Origin of the sequence: Sphingobacterium pedocola (assembly GCF_015209965.1) — a bacterium.
In the GTDB taxonomy this organism is placed as follows: domain Bacteria; phylum Bacteroidota; class Bacteroidia; order Sphingobacteriales; family Sphingobacteriaceae; genus Sphingobacterium; species Sphingobacterium pedocola.
The window spans coordinates 51,009-72,251 of sequence record NZ_MU158689.1 but is presented as its reverse complement, the minus strand read 5'-3'; the positions used below and the strand labels follow the sequence as shown (position 1 = coordinate 72,251).

Sequence of the window (21,243 nt, the reverse complement as noted above, 5' to 3'; positions counted from 1 at the left end):
CTATTGGTACCCGGTTAATTGTTCGTTAGTTTTTTACCATTAGCAGATGTTTAGGTTTACAAGCTGCTATCGGAGTTTTTCTTTTCATTTAGTCTTATCACATATTTAGGTTATCATGGTTATACGTACCTCCTTTCTTGTGCTATTTAGTTAATGTGAGTATATTATTTTTCATTATAATCTTATAGGGTGTAATTTCTTCTAGTGCCTTCAAGACAGAAGAAATCGGAATATTTCGATTTATCGTTGCCGTTACAGAAGCATTAAATGGCTGTATTGCAGACTCTGTGATATCAAACCCATACCATTTTGCAAGTTGCCCCAGCACTTCTGGCAGTGGAGTTTCCTTAAAAACAAAGTAGCCCTTACGCCAGGCCTGTACCTGCTCTCCATCGAAACGACGTACTGCGAGATTATGAGCCGCTTTATCAAGCACACTTTCCTGTCCGGGCGCCAAAATAGCTTTCGTTCCATTAACCTGGAGTTCGATTTTTCCTTCTATCAATGAGGTAATCGTATAGCCCGACTCAGGATAAGCCATTAGATTGAATGCCGTTCCGAGCACCTTAATCCGCTGCTTGTCCGACTGTACTACAAACGACTTATCATCCGCGTCCTTGGCCGGCACAACTTCAAAGAAAAGTTCCCCCGTAGCACTTACGTTTCGTTCGCTTTCCGTAAAGCGAGAAGGAAAACGTAAAGAAGATTGTGCATTGAGCCATGCCTTAGAGCCATCAGGCAGGGTAATCTTATAGGTGTCCTTTGCAGCTGTTACAATCGACACCATTACTGGCGCTACGTCATACCCTTCATCAGTCGCTTCGTAAATAATGCCTCCATCTACATCTTTGGTTAACACCATACCATCTCTAACGATTCTTTCTCCTGATTTCAGGCTATCCAGCGATAATACATCTGTCGTTCCGAAAGACATATAAGAATCAGCCCCTGGCTTATCTTGCGTCGCAAAGGTCGATCGATCAGCTCCCTGGAAGACATTGTTTGAGCTGTAGAAGTATATACCAGTTGCAATTAAACAGCAACAAGCCGCCGCCCACCAGTAGATCTTTCGTAAATAAACTACTTTCGCTGATCGTTGAGGTATCTTCAGTACATACTGATCGATTTTCTTCCTCATTTCCTCGTAGTCTTCAACATTTATGTCATCGTCCGACGTAGTAAGCAGCACTTCATCGATCACTTCTTCCATCACTTTGCGGTAATTAGAATCCGTATTTTTTGTTATCAATTGATCCAATTCTTCCAATGTGATTTCATTGGCGATCAATTTTTCAACTAATGTCTGAAGATAATCTTTACTCATAATTTGTAATCCGGTAGTACATAGACACACACTTACTTTCCTGCCTACATAATACATTACGTTTGTCAGAAAAAAAGTACGCGAAATTTTTATTTTTTTTTATACGTCCAATTCTTTGGAAAGACACAGGATAGTCCTTAGCTTATTTTTGCGTGAAAATAGCCCATATAAGAATCAGAATTAGATCTTCTCTGCTGTGCTTCTGTAAATATTCTTTTAAAAACAGGCTGGCCCGGTAAATATGAGAATTTACAGAAGATTTAGTCAGCCCGAACTCTTCCATTAGCTCTTTATAGCTTTTTTGTTCGATCTTGAACTGAACGAAAATTTCACGTTGCAGCGCAGGGAGATGCGCTAAGGCTTCGAAGATTAACTTTTTGTTCTCTTTTTGAAATAAGAGTGGTTCTATGTGGTCATAGGATTCATTAAGTGCATGGATTAGTTGATCTTTCAGCATTCGATCGCGCTTCATCTTCCGGAACAAATCGATAATATGGTTGCGAACTATGCGGTTGAGATACGCTTCGAATACCTGATTGGGATCAATTTGTTTCCTATTTGACCATAGTTTGGTGAAAACATCCTGTACAACTTCTTGCACGAGATCTGGTGATTTAAGCAGTCTATGTGCTTGTATAATAATATTTTTCCTATATCGAAGGTAGATTTTTTCAAATGCTTTGTCGTCACCTTCCCGAAGACGATACAAAAGCATTTTTTCAACTTGATCTTCCTTATTCATACGTTTAGGTGAAACACATTAACCTCGCTAAGGTATATAAACGATTCATTATATCCAAATTAGGTCATTTAAGCAATGAGTACGGCATGTCCCTTTGTGTAGCAAAACAGCCGTACGCAATACGCATCTCATAAATAACCAGCTGTTGTCGTTGAAGAAGTCGGTGAGAACGTTGCTCTAGATGATGGTAACATATACAAATATATAAACATCTATTCCATCAACATATGCCAACGCATATTTTAGCGGGTCAAGACAAGATGATCATAGGAAGACATCAGCTCTATTAGTACAAAAAACCAAAGAGCCATAATGGGATCTTATGATGGAAACCGTGCGTGATGTCGTCTGAAGCGATATATGCCTTATCAACTCCTTTAATCTGTTTTTCTGTTTTATCTTTACCACCAATTTCAAAGGTATATTGATTGTCCACGGTAAAATCTCCCTGTTTGGCATAGCTGAGGTCGTGCGCATACCCAACTTGGTTAGCAAAAAACGTTTCACGAAGATTTCCGCGATTCGCATTTTCCTTTGCCAGCAAATAAATAAGATTCGTATTTTCGAGATAAATTTTCGATGGCTTTTGCAACAGACTAATTCCTTCTCCGTATTTGAAAAGATTAGTGGTTAAATCTATTTCATCCAGATAGTGCAGATAAGACAACAAGGTACTGCGGTTAATCCCTATCTTTTCGCTTATTTTACTAACGTTGGGGATGAAGGGTACGGACTCCGCAATGATCGTTAACAGCTGTTTAATTTTAGCCACATAAGCGAGGTCGATCTGCCGTAATAGCGGCAATTCAATCTCCAGCATCATATTTAACACCTCTCCTAAACGCATAAAATAGAGATCGGGTTGTTCTTTATAGTAGGGATAATAACCGTGTTGAAGATAGTTCGAAAAATGCTGGAAAGGCTTGATCCGCTCATTTACTTCCCTGGCTTTGTCTGTATGTTGCGCCAATAAATCGACTAAGGTTATCCGTTCCAATCGAACACCTGTTTCGATAGCCAGATATTCCCTAAATGAAAACCCCTGCATAGTATAGATCACAGCCCGTCTACTAAGATCTGCCCGTGCATTTAAGGTTTCTAATAAGGACGACCCCGTAAAAACGATTTTCAGTTCAGGATAGTCATCGTATATATTCTTCAATTCCTGCGCCCAGCCATCATATTTGTGTACTTCATCCAGGAATATGTATTTCCCTCCCTTTTGTTCGAATTCTTTAACCAGCCCCACTAATGAATTGGTGTTGAACCATATCGTATCCAAACTTACATACAACACTTCGTCTAATCGATCAGACAAGTGCAGCTTGATATGTTGCAGGAGCAAGGTTGTTTTGCCGATGCCCCGAGCTCCTTTTATACCGATTAACCTCGCATTCCAGTTGACTTCTTGCATTAGACTGCGCGTGAAATCAACACTTACATGCCTGAGTTTTCGTTGAAATAATTCTATTAGCTCTTCCATTTCGTTTACTGTAATAAACAAATATAACAAATATTGTTTATTATAGTAAACGAAAATAAACAAAATCGTTCACTGTGATAGACAAGAATTAGCTACTTATACAGTCTCTTACACCGCGCGAAACTGGAATAACATCAGGTTTAAATAAAATTCAGGGAATTATATGTCCCAGACGAGGTAAATGTATCCCATATTTAAAAACTTGAGGAGTTTGGACGGTAAGTATATTTGAGCGATCAAAAGTGCGGTCGAGACACACTAACTCGTCGTCTTTACGTAAACGAATGGGGTTAACAGTAGAGATAGCAGGTATTACCGCTCCGTATAGTCTTGCCTTCGCATACGCCTGTATAATGACATCTTGGGCAACAAAAGGGCGGACACCATCGTGAATGGCTATTAGTGCATCGTCGCATTCGGGGATAGTACTCAGCGCATTTTGTGCGGAGTGGCAGCGTTCCTTACCGCCCAATACTATTTCGTGTGGAACCTCAAAATCGTGCTGCTCCAACAGCTTCTCCCAAAGCCCAATGTATTCCGCATGAAGGACGAGAATAATTTCCACTTCGAGTGGACAATGATGGAATACATCCAGCGTATGCATTAACAAAGGTCTGCCAGCTATCTCAGTGAATTGTTTTGGAAGGTCTCCTTTGCACCTGTTGCCTATGCCTGATGCTAATATAATTGCATATGCTTTGGGATTATTCATAAAAACTTCCGCCTGCTTATTAATCATCGTATTTGTATTCAAGGTTATCCAGCGACTTAATACCTCCATCTCGATCTTTGCTGTAAAAAATTGTCATTTTCCGGACACTCCTCATGGGGCGTCCACTGGTTATGCCGACAGACCAGGTACATGATTGTCGTTTTATGGCAGATAAGATCGCTGTATGCGCAGGCTTTTCGATGCTAGTGGTTTCCAGACCCGCAAGCATTCCGTTTCGGGTTACGATGAATCGTACGGTAATAGAATCTGAAACTGGGGAAATTAAAGCCTTTTCAGTAGGTAGCCTCATCATGTTCGATAGCTTTTTCAAATAAGCTTCTTCTCCTCCATAGGGTTCTGGCATGAGCTCCGCCGAGCGAAATGCACGTTTATCAATGTTTACAGTATCATAATTTGCATCGTAACAGGGACAATCCGTATCCATGGATAACGGATCTTCAAAAATCTTATGGGCTTTGAGGCTACTCATCCATTTACTCGAAAAATCTACTCGTGTATATGCATTATCTGTTAAGTGAAAAACATACTGTTCGCTCTTTGCAAATTGGATACGGTTAGTTTTTAGGGTTCCTATATCTTCTTTGAGAACATGGTAGATAGGAAAATTGGATTGAATGACCACCCCGAAGGCCGGGCGCGAATTAAAAGGAGACTTCGCACTAAAATAGTGGACGATCGCCCGCTCAGAAAACCGGTCGGAATACATTTCTAGTGCTTTCGACAAAGCGATTCTCCTACCAAAAAAATCTTCATCGGTATCTACATAGATGGAGCCATTGTAGCGCGTGCCATGGATTACGGTATCGCGCAACAATTTCTCAATTCGAGTGTAGCATTCCGGCCGCGAGGTACGGATATCAAACGGGCTGACTTGCGTCCCATTAATAAACCATGCTGGATCATCGCCATATGGAGATGGATAGGACGGATCTTCGGTTGTACGAAAATATACCGCGCCTGGATACTGATTATCCTCTAACATAATGATTTTGGGATATATCCAGTCCAGTGTTGCGCCAGCATAGTTAATCAAATTTCCTTTCTCAATAATTTTTCCGTCGACTACGTATGCAAAATCTTCGAAATTCCCATATACTGTTGGTTGCGCAGTATAGGTTTTCTTTTGGAGTTTTTCTTCTTGTTGGCAGTAGGCTTGAACCCCGAATAAAATAAGAAGAAGAAATAGCAGGTTTTTCATCAGAATTCTGTTGTTAATGTTATAACTAATCGGGCATAATTGCCGTGATATATATTTATGGAACCAATTACACCTTAATATCCAGCTCCAGTTTTTTGCTTATAATAAACAGTACGGGTAGATGACCCCTGTTGATAATTGATGTCATTGTTTGGATTATTATCATTATCATATGGCCGATAAAAGTCATTTTCGGACATACCTGTACGGATATAGTGGGTGCTCCCCCCCCTTTGGCGTCGTAGGTATCAGTTGACGCATCGTATTTACCAGCATGAGAAAGAGAAGAACCGTTGTAAATAATCACAATACTACATTCCCCTACTATTCACCGTTTCAATTGCTATCAAATATACCGGAAATTATTTTTAAAACGTTCTATAGGAAAAATCTAATACATTAAATGAAAATTAAGAATAAACCCATCTTTTGAAGCAGTTTTTTATAGGGTACTATTGATTTTTTGTTTACCTTCTTTAAATAAGATTAGTTTTTCTCAAAAGCTCAATTTAATATAAAGCAAGCCCCTGCAACTCCTGTCCCAACAAAACAAGGATATCTATCAGGCTAATACAGAGATTCTAACAAAAAATTTAAACACTTTTTAATATAGCATCATTTTGATTCCGATAAAGGGTGATTCCAGTTCTTGTGTAAGTCCCGAAACTAAGAAGGAAAATCTTAAAAAAAACAATATTATGTTCATAAAATACAGCATCTTATTATATCAAATAACAATATTACTATTTTTTTCGAAGATAGGTTATTCACAACAAACAACCCTTGCCCTAGACCATGCCTACACCTTCTTAGCGCAACAGAATATCGATATCAAACAAGCGCGGATCCAGTTACTGCTTTCACAACAGGATCGTATCGATGCAAAAAACAGCCTATTGCCTACTTTATCGCTCGGTGCGGGCCATAACTACAACCTTGGATTGGCTTTCGACCAGATAGCGGGTCAGCTCGTTACAGGCAATAGATGGTCTAACAACGCAAATGCCAGCATCAGAATGAACGCGACGCTTTTCCAGGGTTTCACAAGATCTAACCAGATTAAAAATACATTGCTCAACGTAGAAAGTAGCGAACTGGAGGTTAGTCGGTTAACGAAATCACTGCGGTTCACTTTATTTTGATGCCATTGTTAACCTGTTTGCGGGACACCAGATTAAAGATGGTATTTGGGTGTTGATTTCCGTATTGTTATCGCTTGCCATTAGTTTAATAATGTCGAAGTTTACTATTACACAACTTACATTTCCGTTTGTTTTGGCATCCTGTATTACGCTCTTTTTAAAAAGCAGACTTAACATTGTAACTATGGCTAAATAAGACGCTACCGTGGTGAAAAGATACCGAAGTAGAAAATATATTTGACCAGGACAGACACCTCTACCTTCCTTAATGTAACCCCAGACCAACCACAAAACCATCTTACTTTCCAAAACCTGTTAAATCAAGAAATCGGAACTGGACAAGTCCACCGATAATTTGTGCTATACCTTTGTTTTAGACAATCGGTACTAATTAAGTAACCGTATCTAGAAATAAAGATATAGCAAGAATGAAAACAAGAGCAGAACATATAATTGTTTACATCAGATCAGCCAAGCGGCTGATGATCTTCACGGTATGCATTGCCCTTGGCTTAATTTGTTATTACGCTTCGGTATTTTCTGGACTATCATGGGAATGGCACCTGTTGGTGAATATAGTGTTATTGGGGTTATCGACCCTCGGTTGGTATTTGAGTGGCCCAACCAGCCCAATCGATACAGCGGTACGCTATAAAAAAACCATCAAGCTGTTTCGTACCTTCCTATTGTTAGTCTCGATACCGGTCTACCATATTGTTTTAGTTGTTCATAAAAGGTTTCCAAGAAAGTTTGCTCCCTTCCCGGGTAGGCCGGTATGGGAATAAATTATGATACGTGCTGATATACCCCGTAAAAAGTATATCCGGGGCTTTAGTGATCACTCCACCCCGCTAAAGAACGATGGGAGATCAATATCTAACATAAAGTTTTTTGAGGCAACCTTTTTTTGCTATTATAAAAAAGACCATAGGATGAATAAATTCATCAAAAAATCAATCGCAGTAGCAGGCGCGGTAGCACTTGCACTAACAGCAACAGTAGGATTCTCGGCTTTTAAACATGTTGAGAAAGAAAATAAAGTGTTAATTCAAGAAGCTTGGTTTGCATATGATGGTGTAGGCTTGCAGAACTCCGCCTCGAGTTACATACACATGGAAACTCCCGCAAGTTGTGAAGGTAATACCACATTGTGTGCAATAAAAGTCGATAACCCATCCCAAAATCCAGAGGACGGACTCGATCAAAGCGACCTAAACGCGTTGCTCGCACAAGAGAATCCGAGTAACCCGACGGAATTTCCGGCAGAATCTTCCAATGTCGAATTCCGAAACTAAGCTAAACTGATGCGCTAAAAAGCAACTGCTTAACTTAGTGATACCCAAAATGCGAAATGCATTTTGGGTATTCTTTTTTTAATTTTGAGACAAATCTGTCAGGTTGAGTACCTGATCGGGAATATTCCATACCATTTCGGTTGTACTAAAATCAAAGTCCACATTTATGTCTCCTATTAATCTATTTAACATAACATTCTCCCCCAAATTTCTCCACCTTCTACAATCAATAATACGCTGTCCCCTGAAAAAAAGTTGCCTCAGTCGTTCCGTCTTTAAGATATCCAGACATTCCTCCTTGGTAACAGCGCTGAATAGCTCGAAGTTTTCCCTGTTCCATCTATGCCTTTTCAGCATGTTCAACACCTCCAATGCCTCATCCAATTTATCCAGACGAATGTAACTCTCTGCTAATATTAAGTAGACTTCGTCCGTTGCAATTCCATTAAAGACATTATATATCGAACCATTGTAACTTCCTTTAAATGTAATTCTAGCTACATTTCTTACATCAAAAAAGAGGCTTTTCCGCAGATCGCCTTCCTCATATTGATTATAAACCTCAGCAGGCACTAGCGCTTTGGCAGCTTGGGCAGTGATAGCAACCGACGTATTACTATAAAATATTATTTCGTCATTAAGCAATTGGAAGGGTGCAGCTGCATTATTCGGAATTTCATTATAATCCAGTAGGACATCACTTATAGCAAGACATCTTGCAGCGTGGATTTCCGATTTTTCGAAATCGCCCATTATTAAATATACCCTCGCGAGAAGTGCCTCACACGCCCATTCCGAAGGTCTCGTCCGATAGGCGGAAAGCGGATCCAACAACAAAGATGCCTTCTCGAGGTCGGTAATTACCTGCTTATAAGATTCCTCAACAGTTGATCTTCTTGATTTTACAGAAAAATCTGAATTCGTTCGTAAAACTATACCAAGGTCGGCACTTGCAGACATCTCGTTATACTGTTTCGAAAATATCTGCAAAAGATTATAGTAAGCATGGCTCCGATAAAATAGCGCCATGCCTTTCAATACCTTAAATTGCCTATCTGTTTCCTGTAAATTAAGTCCTTCGAGATTGTCAAGAACTACGTTGGATATATGCACGATATGGTACAGTGCATTCCAATCTTCTACATTCTGAGTCTTTAGATCCCACACATGTGATTCCCTGTCAAATTCCTTCGGCAAGGAATTCAAATCCGCTTGGGTTAAATAATATTCATCCGAAGCATTCTGTAAGACCACTGCGGATCTATTCATCCTTGAAATATCATCCATCAACGCAAAGAGATCGTCGGGTGAATCGATTACCGTTAAGGACATATCAGATTTTTTGTCCAAAAATTCTTCGCAGCCAGTAAACATGCCACCTAACGCGAAGCAGATGATAAAAATTATTCTTCTCATAAATCGTGTTTTTATAATTGAGCATTCAAGCCAAAAGTCCATATTTTATTCACCGGAAAAACTGCATTTCCAAGATCATAATCGGGGTCAAGACCGTATTTATTCCTTCTCCATAATATTCCGATATTGCTCACATTCGAAAAAACTGAAAGGGTTTCGAGGCCTATTCTTTTTGCAAAAGTATTCGCAAAATTGTAAGACATGTTTATATCCTGCAATCTGATATGATCCCCGCGTAAGACATGTACAGATGAAGCCTTATAAAACTGATCTCTCGCCGCAACGGCAGGGTATCTCATGGATGGGACTGTAGTTAGGTTTTCATCACCCGGTTCTTGCCAACGTGATGAAAATTCTCGATGCATCTGCCCATTATTATACAACAGCGTATATAACATAGCGGACTTTTTAAAGACATACCCTGCTTTGTACATAATATTAAACGATAACGATATCCCGCTCCATTGCAACGTATTTCTCCACGATCCGAAGTAGACGGGATTTGCTGCACCATGATAGATAAGGTCATTATCTCTCGAACTATTGAGAATACGGGTATAATCTTTCGAAATTTCTCCATTGTATTCGCCCAATGGATCCCCATCTGCATCGAGGCCGTGCGATTTCAGGCTATAGATACCGTAGGGGTCATTCCCTTCGCGAGCCACAACAAACTCTCCCATTCCCAGGGCGGCACTTAGCCCGGATATCTGGCTATAGTCGTAATTCAACTGGATAACTTTGTTTCTAGCGATACTCTGAATAATCACCGACTCCCATCCCAACCTACCAAAGGTAGAACGCATTCGAATGGAAGCATCCATTCCTTTGGTACCCGTTCTTGCCGAATTGGCATTAATTGCCCCCAGTCCTGTGGTGGGATCCATTGATCGGAGGAAAATCAGATCTTGCGCTTTCTTTGTATAAAAGTCGACGTTTCCCGATAACCAATTATTCAGGACCGAAAATTCTGTTCCTAAATTCCACATGGATACGGATTCCCACGAGAGGTGCCTATTACCGGGGGATACTAACACGCCAGGAGATTCATTAATAAGGTTTGACGAGGACGAAGTAATCCTGATGATTGGTACTGCCGATATGGTGTTGTTTGTATTTCCGCTCACGCCATATGTCGCCCTGATCCGAAGCCTATCTATCCACGGTATTTCGGTTAGAAACTTTTCCTTTCCGAGATTCCATCCTAATCCAAGTGACCATAGTGGCTTCCACCTGTTATTAAAATCGGCTCCAAAAATGTTTGTAGCATCCCTCCTTGCACTGGCTGTTAACGTATACTTATTGATATAGGTGTACCCAAGATTGGCGTAAAGTGACACTGCTCTATCATATGTTTCCCTAATCTGTCCGAGAGAAGGAATCCGTCCAGTTCCGAGCGTCCCCCATCTTCTGTGGATCGATACATAATCTACATTTGAAAATGAAAGATTTCCGGCGTTAAATCCATACGTACGGTGCGAATTCAGATTTCGATCTGTCAATCTAAATTCTGTACCCATAAGCGCGTCTATATCATGATTTTGACGGAAGACTCGTGAAAAATTAAGCTGTCCACGTATACTTTGCCCCGTAATTTCTTCCACCCCCTGATCCAAAATACTGCCTCTCGGAACCGTATATTGAATTGCACCATTTTGAAGGTTACTATACTGATTAATCAGGTTTCTGGTGAAGAAAGTTTCCTCATTTTTAATAGATCGGTTTCTCATGATGTTACCTTCGTATTGATAATCTACCTGTGCTTTTAATCCATTTAATATCCTGTAATTAAGCCCTACATTCAATAAAATAGACCGATTCATCGAGCGTTCATCTGCCTGTTCTAATTCTCTGACAGGATTATAAGACCAGTCCAATAACCTTCCCTGCCCAACGGTATCTATAAATGGCTTTCGGTAGTTCTTGACGATCGCATCGTACTCATTATCTGGATTAAAAAAACCAGCATATGGATACAGCTTTTTACCACTTGCATATTCAAGGTTTCTGATATCTCCCGGTGAGTTATCAGTGCCATTCCGATGTGTAAAATTTATTCCCAATTGCAACGATAGCTTATCTGAAATATTGATACCTGTGTTGTTCCTGAGTGTAATCCGCTTAGAACTATTTCCCTTCAGTGCAGTAACGTCATCATCTAGTCCAACCGAAAACAAATATCTTACACGATTATTGGCTCCGTTAAAATTCAGGTTATATTGTTGCAATACAGGCATGCTGTACAAATAATCCGTTATATCCCTCCTGAAATCTTTCGCCATTAACAAAGCGATCTGTTGTTCCATATAGTCGTCATCGATATCCTCTTCGCGATTGGCTTCTAAAAGTTCTATCACCGGTGTGACTGCCGAATATGACGTCCGGTTTCTTAACGTCGAGTTGTAAAATCCGTTCTGAAATAAAAAGCGCTCGACATCGACGTAGTCTGTCGTACTCATGCTTGGATAGTAAAATAAGTCGGGTTTTGCAGAAAGCCGGATGTTGCTGGTGAAACCTATGCTGCTTCGACCCACTTTTCCCTGTTTAGTGGTGAGGACAATTACGCCATTCCCCGCCCTAGAACCCCATATACTCGCCGCTGCTGCATCTTTTAATACTGTTACAGACTCAATATCATTCGGATTGATATCCAAAATATCTCCATTATATGGAAAATTATCAAGAATGATCAACGGACTCTTGATGGCTTCGGACAGGGTGCTCATCCCACGGACCTGTAATTGATCGGCGGTAGTTGTTTTTACATCTGTAGATTGAGACCTTTTATCAAACTGTAAACCCGGTACTATCCCTTCCAATCTACTCAGTACATCTGTTCCTTGGGTACGGTTGAATAACTTTTGATCTACAAACTCAAAGGCTCCAGTCGACCTTTCCTTACTGATTTTCTGATAACCGGTGTTATAAACTTGAACTTCCTCAATTGCACTTACAGTAGCTACCATAAATATGGTAACAACTCCTTCATTAATTGCTTTTGATGTCATCCGTATTTTCTGCTGCTCATATCCGACTGCTGAAAACCTTATCGAATCGCCTGCATCCACCTGTATACTTCTTTCTCCATTTTCGTTCGTTCGGAATGACGAATTTCCCGGAGATTTATAAATTGCCACGCCAGACAGCCCTTCCTTTGTACCACTGTCCATAACAATGATTGTTACTTCCTGTCCTTTCAGCCATGTTGCGATCAATATAAATATGACTGTATTAATAATCTTTCCCATCGCTAAATTGCTTAATAGTCATACTTCAATTCAAAATCTGCCGGAAGACCCTCTAACACGCTAAAAAGTTTGTCGTATGTTATATTTGACGAACCGGTTATAGCGCGCACTTTCCCATTTTTTATTATCACATAATGAGACACAATCCGATATGGGAAATACGTAGCAATAGGCATCGCCGAGTAAGACCATGGAAGTGCTGATGAAAAAATGATCTCCTTGTTCAACGTTTTGAAGAGGTTTTCAGAACGTTGCTTAGTAAGTATCAGAAAGCTTACGCTATCTTTTAACTGACTTTGCAGCTGCTTGATCTTAGCCAAATTTTCTATGCAGCTCTTACACTGCGAGTGCAGAAAATCTAATACAATCACCTTATTCTGATAGTCTTTTAGTGTGATTGTATCTTTTCCGTCCGGATGGTTTACCATTGGTAACGGTAAATTCCATAATTCTTCGGGCACCCTATCCCCTATTTCCAAAGTCTTAATCTCCTCTAGCCCTTCGGCAGCCCGCTCTCCAGCGGACTGCGCCTGGGCGTCACTAAACAACACACATATAAATGAAATTATTAAAGTCACCAGCCTCGTGCAATATGTTACCGGCTGTAGGTATTGCATGATTCCCTTTTTTTGCTCGTCATCGCGATGAGCGCAGCGAAGTGGCGATCTTCTAGTTTTAAATGGGGCATTGTCTATCGCTCGCCATAGCGCATACCTCTCCCCTTTGCGTAATTTTCGCATTCTTTTAATGGTTAGTGTAAAGGTTAAAAGGACAGCTCGGCTCTTGCTCCTAACGCCTAACTCCTAGAAGTTCCCTTACAGTATAAAAAATAGTTTTGTAAAAAAATCCGAATGCGGTTTCTGCAGTTCATAAAAAGATTAATAGGTTATCTCTCGCATTTCCGGATATGCCAAATTGGCTTTTCTCCGTCAATTATTCTGGCGGTGCAATCAAATTTTTAAGTCGTTGTTTTTTCTTTTCCATTGCTCATTAAGTTTACAACCAAGACAATTGAGCAATGAATCTATATGAAAGGAAGTGCCATCAAAAAAAGAGAGATGGGACAAACCTTATTTCCTATCGAGGGTCGTAGGAGACCTTTGTACGAAAACAAGAGAATGCCCATCTCTCCTTTTGCTACAAAGGTAGAGATTAGGCATTGATCTCCTGAACTTGCGTACAATGAAAATTTCCTACGTTTTCGATAGCAAGATCCAGCATCAATAGCCAAATAATACAGCGATAAATCCTATAAAGGCCGATATCGTTACACAAACATAATCATTATATCGATTTTTACAAAATTTTGTTTACAATAATTCGCAAACATAAATCCTTTATTGCCATAAAGACTTCTTAATGGCAAAAATCAACAAATCATCTCTGTATGTTATTAACAGGATAAAGTTAAAAAGACTAGTTAACGGCGACTCTACAAGAAAACTTTCTGAAAAAATTGATAAGTCAGAGGGCTATGTGGGTATGTGTGAAAGTTCTGCAGTCGTGCATAAATACAACTCTGCAGATTATCCCTTAATTGCAGATGAGCTAGGATGCGAACTATCTGACATCACTCCACCAGACGACTGGCAAGTCAGCGATTCGCATGACAAAGTAGACAAGGTAGTGGTTTCGCTATCTGATCCTGCATTCGTACTGAAAGTATTGGAAGGGATAAAGGCTTCTCCAAAAGCCGAAGTTCTTGAAGATCTCGACAAACTATACAAGCACCTAGCACTCACCACGAAAAATCCAGAGGAAATAACTGTAGTCAAAAAGGTATGGGAGGAGTTTAATTAATCTTTTTGTGTATCCTATTGTCCAATAGATAATTGAAACCATCATGATTTATTCAAACCACACAGAGGGATGAATAAATCTGATAGCTTCATCACCTTTAAAGAACAATTTATTAAGATGAAAATTATTGTGTAAATTTGATATATGGAAAAACTAGTAATAGAATTAACTAATCAGAAGGCATACCGTCTGTTGAAGGAGCTTGAAGAATTGAACCTTATAAAGATGATAAAAACACCTTCCACAAACCTATCCTCTCTACGTAAAAAAGTTCAGGATAAGATGAGTGATTCCCAGATAGATGAACAGTTGCAAAAACTAAGGGAAGAATGGCAAAGGGATATCTGATAGATACTTCAGCTGTAATCAAGTATCTAAATGGTACCTTTCCTAACAAAGGTCTTGAGTTGCTGGACAAGATTTTGGATAAGGAAAGTATTGTCTCATTCATTACCGAGATAGAATTGAAGGTATGGAGTCCCACTAATCCTCTAGATATTGAAATCTACCTACAATTTATACTTGGTTCCACTATATTAGGCATTGAAGAATCTATTATCAAAGAAACCGTTCGGATAAGAAAAAGCTATAAACTGAAATTGCCAGATGCATTAATAGCTGCTACGGCTATGGTTTATAAACTTACCTTAGTAGCTGACAATGACAAAGATTTCTTAAAAATCCCGTCATTGAAGTATCTTAACCCAAAGACTCTTAAGTAAAGGCATTCATGCGGGGGATATCCAAAAGACGATACCGAAAAAACCGTCATCAAAAAGGTGTGGAAGGAGTTTTTCCAATGATAATAATAAGCGGCACAAAACCTATTCTGAAATCCTAAGACGTTCGTTTCAGGACGGTTACAAAGTTTTCGGAAACTCAAAAAATTCTGTTATCTTTGTAATACCTAACATACTTAGCAAGAGTACTGAGGATATAGTAAAACGATATGAAGAAATCTTTGCAGAAACAAACTAAGTGTGAAAGCCCTAAGGAAGCTTATAAAGCTGCCAAGGCTCAGCCTGCTGTTCCGGCCGAGAAGAAGGAGAACAGATTTAAGGGCATGTCCGAAAATTTGGTACAATTTGAACCACTATATATCCCTGGATACAAAATCAGAGGATAATATTCTTTACCTTCATTCAATATTATTCCATTGATCGAAGTTATCCAAAGACCATCCGTAAGAAAAGCAGATAAGCCAGACGTCATTATGTCCCGGATGGACTATGCCATTATCTGCCAGGTTATTGAGCAGCTAAATGAGATCGGCATGACTGATGATGAGCTTTCCTTTCTACTGGGAAAAGCCAATAATTATGTCTTCGGCTTCATTATCAAACCTGGGGATAAGAACCGGTTTAACGAAGATCAGATCGATCTACTACCCTATATCTTAGGATGTCCGTTTTCTAAAATCATTCCTAATGGCACCCAACCGGGTAATATACAGCTCTATCATACCGGCGGGATACCGGACCACGGGTACAAAGGATTCTCCCATATCGTCTACTTCCCTAGCGGCGAAGGTATACGCATCATCTGGAAGAAGAAAAATGCGCCGAAAGGCAGCACCCGAAAAACCAACAAAGGTCTGCTCGATCTCTTAAAACGATGGATCGAAAAGAAGTTTTTTAATAAGAAAAGAGATGGCCTTGAAATCTATAAAAAGATAAAGACCGAAAGCAACATCTCTTTCACAGTAAGTGAATTGGAGAAATGCTTAAAAATCCTTTGTAGTAGTCGCCACAAGCTGCTGGAAAAAGATTCTATTGATGGAATTTTGAAGTATTGGAGGGAAGGATCTTGAATTACGTAGAAAAAGCAGAGCTGCTAAAAAAAGACCTGAATGCCTCTCCCCCGTTACTCGCAGATATAGCAGACGTACTTTGGCAAAAATTCAGATTCGAATGGAACTATCATTCCAATAGCATCGAAGGCAATTCATTGTCATTCACCGAGACCAAAGCACTTCTATTGTATGGAATAACGGCTCACGGAAAACCTTTAAAGGATCACTTCGAAATAACAGGACATGATGAAACGCAAAATTGTCAATATTGAGGGAGCTGTTGAGGGAACTAGAAATATCAATTTTGGTGACCTCACCTTATTCGTAGGCCCGCACGCGAGTGGAAAAAGTATACTATTGCAGATGATAAAGCTTTTGGTCGACAAAGACCATATACGCCGTACCACTGAGCAGTATGGTTCAAGTCGGTTCACAAAAAATACTATAGACTACCGTAGTACATAACATCCATTATCAATGACTGATTTCAAAAATAAATCTTGCATGGCGTAAGGGAAAGGTTCCCATAGGCATATTGTCGGCGGTATCCCTTAAAGTGTGTAAATAAGATTTAATTGTAACCAGTGCTAAGAAGACAGCAAAATAACGGTACTTTAAACAACACATACGTAATTTCAGTTCAATCTAACGTTGTTATATAATAGATTAACGCTCTTCCAAAACAATATTCCGTTATTTTATTAAATAACTACGTTAAGTAGAGTTATTTTTAAGTTACTTTAATTTATATTAACGTTTATATCAAATACTACAACGTATTAATATTTCATAATACCGTACTATGAAAAGACTTTAACGTTGCTCTTAAATAAATCTACGCTATTGTATTTTAAAATAACGTAGATATTAGTTATATTAACGGCATATTAGTATACAATTACATTGTATTGTCTAGAAATGAGTCTCATTATCTGATCTAACATACAAATAAGTAAATCTAAAAACATTAATTATGAGCTATATACGTGTATTAGGAGGCTTCGGTCAGCATAGAGATAGCGTGCTATTAGTAGAAGCGGATGTTATACTTACTTCAATGGAAGGAAATCCCCACTTCCCCGATCCCACTCCATCGCTTTCAGAAGTGGAAAGTGCCTATAACGCGTATTTGAGGAACTTGGCACAAGTTAACTGGACGCACGGACGCGTCGACAGGGAGCTCAAACGGGAGAGTAAGGCACGCTTAGCTACTCTATTAGGCGAGCTGGCGGCTTATGTCAATTTCGTGGCCAAAGGAAAATTGTCTATCCTATATACATCGGGGTTTCCCGTATTTACAGGACGGAAGAAGGGAACAGTTCCCGGGGCACCTACCGGCGGTCGGCTTTCCGATGGGCAGCTATTCGACGAAGTCCGTTTCGATTTCAATCCGTTGGGCAGAGATCTTACCTATGAGTGCAAGTATGCGTTATGGACGTCATATGATGAAGTTGAACCCCATTCGCCAGAACTTCAGTGGGAGCATTCACTTTTTACTACCCGATCCCGGAATAACGTGCTTAAGGATATACCGTCCCGATCAACAGTTTTCATTAAGGTACGTGCTATAAACAGCTACGGAACCGGGGACTGGAGCGATGTTGTGAGTTTGAGGGTACGGTAGGGTTTTGGTTAATCATTGTAAAAGTTACCCCTTCTCGATAAATTTAATTTCGTTGAATTCTCCAATTTAGCCATGCACAAAACAAAAAAACGAATCTAGAGGTCGAATTACACAGGGTCTATACCTAATATCCATAAAATCTATCCTATTTACGACCAGACTAAACTGGTTTCCTTCTGCTTTTCTCCTAACCAATAGGCAACCATCTTCGCCCATTATATTAGGGCTACCTTAGGATTGGCTTAGTTGTATCTTAGGGCTATCCAAGAAAAGGTAAGGCAGCCCTAAGACAAAGGTAAGGCAGCGGTAACGCACCGGTGCAACAACGGGCGAAGAACGTCCGAAGAAAGGACGAAGAAAGTCCCTACAAATCACCACCTCTCTAACACCTAACCCCTATTCTCTAACCCCTAATCTCTAACTCCTAACCCCTAATCCCTAAAAACCTATTCCCCTATCGCGTAATACACAAAACCAAGTTCTTCCAGCTGTTTGCGATCCAACAACTTACGCCCATCAAATACGAAAGAAGGCTTTTTCATGCCCGCTTTTATTTTAGACCAGTCGTAGTTTTTAAATTCGTCCCACTCCGTTAGCACGGCGATTGCATGCGCATCGTTCACCGCTTCATAAGGATCTTCCACTACTGTGACCAAGCGGCGATTAGCTTCCGGGCTACGTGTACCTAGGTAATCCAGATCTTTATATACCTGCTCTGCCGATACCTTCGGATCGTACACGATCACCTCGGCCTCCTCATCAAGCAAATGATCCGCCACGTAGATCGCTGCCGACTCGCGGGTATCATTGGTATCCTTTTTAAACGCCCAACCCAAGAAAGCTATTTTCTTTCCGTTAACCGTGTTATATAAGGTCTTAATAATGTTCTCTGCAAAACGCACCTTTTGGTGATCATTGAGCAATATCACTTGTTCCCAATAATCCGCTACGGCATGCAAATTATAGGTGCGGGCAATATAGACCAGGTTGAGGATATCCTTTTGAAAACAAGAGCCGCCAAAACCGACTGAAGCCTTCAGGAATTTTGGTCCGATACGGCTATCCATTCCTATCGCTCTAGACACTTCATTCACATCTGCTCCCGTCACTTCACATAGTTCAGAGATCGCATTGATGGATGATACCCGTTGCGCGAGGAATGCATTCGCAACCAGTTTGGATAGCTCCGAAGACCAAAGGTTGGTTGTAATAATTTTTTCACGCGGAACCCAGTGGGCGTAGATATCAACCAAAGCCTGTATTGCTTCCGCATCTTCACCGCCGATCAATACGCGGTCTGGATTTTGCAGATCTTGTACAGCAGTACCCTCCGCTAAAAACTCAGGATTAGAGAGAATATGGAAATTTACACCGCTACCTGTATTATCTAGAATAGATTTTAATGCCTCGGCAGTACGTACCGGTAAGGTCGATTTTTCCACCACGATCTTATCCGACGTAGCAACCGCAGCAATTTGCCGCGCGCAAAGTTCGATAAACTTTAAGTCTGCCGCCTGCCCTTTTCCTTTTCCGTAGGTCTTGGTTGGTGTGTTCACGGAGATAAAGATCATATCCGCTTCTTCAATCGCTTTATCTACATCCGTTGAAAAGAAGAGATTACGGCCGCGTGCGGCAGCGACAACTTCGTCCAAACCAGGCTCATATACCGGTAGATTAGCCAGATCGCTATCATTCCACGCGGCTATGCGTGCCGTATTCATATCGACTATCGTCACTTCTATCTCTGGACAGCGCTGTGCCACCACGGACATCGTAGGCCCACCAACGTAGCCAGCTCCAATACAGGTAATTTTTTTTATTGCTCTCATATTTCAACGTCAAAATGCTCGTCTCCCGTAGGAATGGTAAATGTAAAAAGTAAAATTTGCAAATAGGCGCATTTGCCCAATTAATCAATTAATTTGGATTGATGGCGCTCTAAGGTATTATATATCTTCTTTACATCCTGCGACCGTTCTTTCTGCACGACCAACAACGCATCTTTTGTATATACTAAAATCGTGTTGCGTAATCCAACAAAAGCTGTAAAAAGTTCCGTGCCGATCACCATATTTCCATTCTCATCCACATTATGACCTGTTTCTTTGAGGTATTCATACAAGGATTCAAAAGAGCCCAAATCAGACCACTCAAAGCGTGTGGCTACTACACGTATCTTTTTAGAACGCTCCATTACGGCGTAATCAATACTGATTGAAGGAATTTCTGCAGAAAGTGCTTCATCGAGCATATCGCCATTGCGGTTTTGCCAAGCGGCCCATGCCGTGGCATACACCTTTGGTTCGAATTGTTGCAGTTCTGCAAGAAAGGTATCCGCCCGAAAGCAGAACATACCCGAGTTCCATAGAAAGTTCCCCTGCTCAATAAAGTCCTCTGCCGTATCCTGGTTGGGCTTTTCACGGAAGGACAACACTTGATCCCCCTCATATTCGATATAGCCATAACCCGTTTCAGGCCGAGTCGCTTGAATACCAAAGGTCACAATATATCCCTTGGAGGCCTTCTCAATGCCTTCCTGCATGGCATGTTCATAGGCTTCATCACCGACGATGACGTGATCCGAAGGTGTTACGATCAAGATATCTTCAGGTTGCGCAGCAAAGGCAGCAAAGGCAATTGCTGCGGCTGTATTACGTGGCGTTGCTTCCACGATATCGGTATAGTCTACACCCTGGGCCTCCATAATCTCCTTGCTGAGCAAGTAATTGTCGCAATTCCCTACTACGGTCACTTTATCACAAAGTGCGTGGTTCCGAGCAACGGTCATCCCAAATAGGGAGCCGCCTTTAAATAGATTCAGGTATTGCTTTGGAAAGCGTTTCCTTGATAATGGCCACAAGCGGCTTCCTACGCCACCTGTTAAAATTACATGTATGATATGGTTCATTTTTTATTTCTGTTTTTTGCGAATTTGCGAATTTGCCGATTTGCCGATTTGCGAATGTCCATTTGAACCTTCTTTTTCAGCTACTGATTTACGCAGACCAGAGCTCGAAAAGCGGTGATCGCGTCCATTAAAATAAAGCTCGATGCCCTTCTCTTCACAGTATTGCCTTCCTGTAAAATTCTTGCTCATGTACTCATCCCCTACGATGCGTACATCCAGCTTATAGGAACGTAATATATCCTCCAAATCTTGCTCTGTAGCGTATGGTACAATCTCGTCTACGTACTTGCAGCCTTTGAGCTGTATATAACGTTCCACCACGGTCTGCACGGGTTTGTTTTTTTCGGGCCGATCCAAAGTTGGATCGGTTTGCAATCCACAGATTAAGTAATCACACTGCGTTTTGGCTTCTTCCAGCATTTTAATGTGGCCGGCATGCAGTAGATCAAAGGCAGAAAAGGTTATGCCTATTTTGAGATCTCCTACCCTTTCTTTTTTCTCAGATGTTACGAATTCATTTTTCATTTTAGGTAGAATA

At 40.5% G+C, this 21,243-nt stretch carries 22 protein-coding genes; 11 read left to right on the top strand and 11 right to left on the bottom strand.

Going from position 1 to position 21,243, the window contains the following annotated elements:
* Window positions 1-142: 142 nt before the first annotated feature.
* From C4F40_RS00300 to C4F40_RS00280, 5 genes are all read right to left on the bottom strand, one after another.
* Window positions 143-1,324, bottom strand: coding sequence for a FecR family protein (locus C4F40_RS00300; protein ID WP_196937375.1), 1,182 nt, complete (start codon window positions 1,322-1,324; stop codon window positions 143-145).
* 142 nt (window positions 1,325-1,466) lie between these two features.
* Entirely contained in the window at window positions 1,467-2,066 is a 600-nt protein-coding gene (locus C4F40_RS00295) for an RNA polymerase sigma factor (protein WP_196937374.1), read from the bottom strand.
* A 286-nt stretch (window positions 2,067-2,352) separates the two neighbouring features.
* On the bottom strand, window positions 2,353-3,549 hold the full coding sequence (locus tag C4F40_RS00290) for an ATP-binding protein (RefSeq protein WP_196937373.1): 1,197 nt from the start codon (window positions 3,547-3,549) through the stop codon (window positions 2,353-2,355).
* A gap of 151 nt (window positions 3,550-3,700) precedes the next feature.
* Window positions 3,701-4,288 (bottom strand): IspD/TarI family cytidylyltransferase, encoded by a 588-nt coding sequence (locus C4F40_RS00285; RefSeq protein WP_196937372.1) that lies wholly within the window; start codon window positions 4,286-4,288, stop codon window positions 3,701-3,703.
* Window positions 4,281-5,480, bottom strand: a complete 1,200-nt coding sequence (locus C4F40_RS00280; RefSeq protein ID WP_196937371.1) for a hypothetical protein — start codon at window positions 5,478-5,480, stop codon at window positions 4,281-4,283. Before C4F40_RS00280 ends, C4F40_RS00285 begins: the two co-directional genes overlap by 8 nt.
* 698 nt (window positions 5,481-6,178) lie before the next feature.
* Between C4F40_RS00280 and C4F40_RS00275 the strand changes: the two genes are divergently transcribed.
* The 3 genes from C4F40_RS00275 to C4F40_RS00260 all read left to right on the top strand — a co-directional run bounded on the left by C4F40_RS00275 (window position 6,179) and on the right by C4F40_RS00260 (window position 7,917).
* A complete protein-coding gene (locus tag C4F40_RS00275; protein WP_196937370.1) occupies window positions 6,179-6,622 on the top strand; it encodes a TolC family protein in 444 nt (147 codons plus the stop codon).
* Window positions 6,623-7,050: 428 nt separating this feature from the next.
* Complete coding sequence (locus C4F40_RS00265; RefSeq protein ID WP_196937369.1) at window positions 7,051-7,407, top strand: hypothetical protein; 357 nt, start codon at window positions 7,051-7,053, stop codon at window positions 7,405-7,407.
* Between the two features lie 147 nt (window positions 7,408-7,554).
* Window positions 7,555-7,917 carry a hypothetical protein gene (locus tag C4F40_RS00260; protein ID WP_196937368.1) on the top strand — a complete coding sequence of 121 codons (363 nt, stop codon included), beginning with the start codon at window positions 7,555-7,557 and terminating at the stop codon, window positions 7,915-7,917.
* Between the two features lie 78 nt (window positions 7,918-7,995).
* On the opposite strand, the gene C4F40_RS00255 is transcribed toward C4F40_RS00260, so the two are convergent.
* Genes C4F40_RS00255 through C4F40_RS00245 form a run of 3 tightly spaced genes read right to left on the bottom strand, consistent with a single transcriptional unit; the run spans window position 7,996 to window position 13,321 of the window.
* Window positions 7,996-9,333, bottom strand: coding sequence for a RagB/SusD family nutrient uptake outer membrane protein (locus C4F40_RS00255; protein WP_196937367.1), 1,338 nt, complete (start codon window positions 9,331-9,333; stop codon window positions 7,996-7,998).
* 11 nt (window positions 9,334-9,344) lie between these two features.
* The gene (locus C4F40_RS00250) at window positions 9,345-12,581 is read right to left on the bottom strand and encodes a SusC/RagA family TonB-linked outer membrane protein (protein ID WP_196937366.1); all 3,237 of its coding nucleotides are present in this window, start codon (window positions 12,579-12,581) and stop codon (window positions 9,345-9,347) included.
* Window positions 12,582-12,592: 11 nt separating this feature from the next.
* The gene (locus tag C4F40_RS00245) at window positions 12,593-13,321 is read right to left on the bottom strand and encodes a TlpA family protein disulfide reductase (protein ID WP_196937365.1); all 729 of its coding nucleotides are present in this window, start codon (window positions 13,319-13,321) and stop codon (window positions 12,593-12,595) included.
* A 619-nt stretch (window positions 13,322-13,940) separates the two neighbouring features.
* Here C4F40_RS00245 and C4F40_RS00240 point away from each other — a divergent pair.
* From C4F40_RS00240 to C4F40_RS00205, 8 genes are all read left to right on the top strand, one after another.
* On the top strand, window positions 13,941-14,381 hold the full coding sequence (locus C4F40_RS00240) for a hypothetical protein (protein ID WP_196937364.1): 441 nt from the start codon (window positions 13,941-13,943) through the stop codon (window positions 14,379-14,381).
* 144 nt (window positions 14,382-14,525) lie between these two features.
* Window positions 14,526-14,729 carry a hypothetical protein gene (locus tag C4F40_RS00235; RefSeq protein WP_196937363.1) on the top strand — a complete coding sequence of 68 codons (204 nt, stop codon included), beginning with the start codon at window positions 14,526-14,528 and terminating at the stop codon, window positions 14,727-14,729.
* A complete protein-coding gene (locus C4F40_RS00230; RefSeq protein WP_196937362.1) occupies window positions 14,711-15,103 on the top strand; it encodes a type II toxin-antitoxin system VapC family toxin in 393 nt (130 codons plus the stop codon). The genes C4F40_RS00235 and C4F40_RS00230 overlap by 19 nt, the downstream gene beginning before the upstream one ends.
* 227 nt (window positions 15,104-15,330) lie before the next feature.
* Entirely contained in the window at window positions 15,331-15,507 is a 177-nt protein-coding gene (locus tag C4F40_RS00225) for a hypothetical protein (RefSeq protein WP_196937361.1), read from the top strand.
* Window positions 15,508-15,537: 30 nt separating this feature from the next.
* Window positions 15,538-16,191, top strand: coding sequence for a hypothetical protein (locus C4F40_RS00220; protein WP_196937360.1), 654 nt, complete (start codon window positions 15,538-15,540; stop codon window positions 16,189-16,191).
* Complete coding sequence (locus C4F40_RS00215; protein ID WP_196937359.1) at window positions 16,188-16,445, top strand: Fic family protein; 258 nt, start codon at window positions 16,188-16,190, stop codon at window positions 16,443-16,445. The genes C4F40_RS00220 and C4F40_RS00215 overlap by 4 nt, the downstream gene beginning before the upstream one ends.
* The gene (locus tag C4F40_RS00210; protein WP_196937358.1) at window positions 16,417-16,638 is read left to right on the top strand and encodes a hypothetical protein; all 222 of its coding nucleotides are present in this window, start codon (window positions 16,417-16,419) and stop codon (window positions 16,636-16,638) included. The genes C4F40_RS00215 and C4F40_RS00210 overlap by 29 nt, the downstream gene beginning before the upstream one ends.
* Before the next feature lie 508 nt (window positions 16,639-17,146).
* A complete protein-coding gene (locus tag C4F40_RS00205) occupies window positions 17,147-17,797 on the top strand; it encodes a hypothetical protein (RefSeq protein ID WP_196937357.1) in 651 nt (216 codons plus the stop codon).
* A gap of 446 nt (window positions 17,798-18,243) precedes the next feature.
* Here C4F40_RS00205 and C4F40_RS00200 read toward each other — a convergent pair whose 3' ends face one another.
* The 3 genes from C4F40_RS00200 to C4F40_RS00190 form a co-directional block, all read right to left on the bottom strand.
* The gene (locus C4F40_RS00200; RefSeq protein ID WP_196937356.1) at window positions 18,244-19,626 is read right to left on the bottom strand and encodes a nucleotide sugar dehydrogenase; all 1,383 of its coding nucleotides are present in this window, start codon (window positions 19,624-19,626) and stop codon (window positions 18,244-18,246) included.
* Between the two features lie 80 nt (window positions 19,627-19,706).
* Complete coding sequence (locus C4F40_RS00195) at window positions 19,707-20,705, bottom strand: mannose-1-phosphate guanylyltransferase (protein ID WP_196937355.1); 999 nt, start codon at window positions 20,703-20,705, stop codon at window positions 19,707-19,709.
* A 3-nt stretch (window positions 20,706-20,708) separates the two neighbouring features.
* Complete coding sequence (locus C4F40_RS00190; protein ID WP_196937354.1) at window positions 20,709-21,230, bottom strand: adenylyltransferase/cytidyltransferase family protein; 522 nt, start codon at window positions 21,228-21,230, stop codon at window positions 20,709-20,711.
* Window positions 21,231-21,243 lie beyond the last annotated feature (13 nt).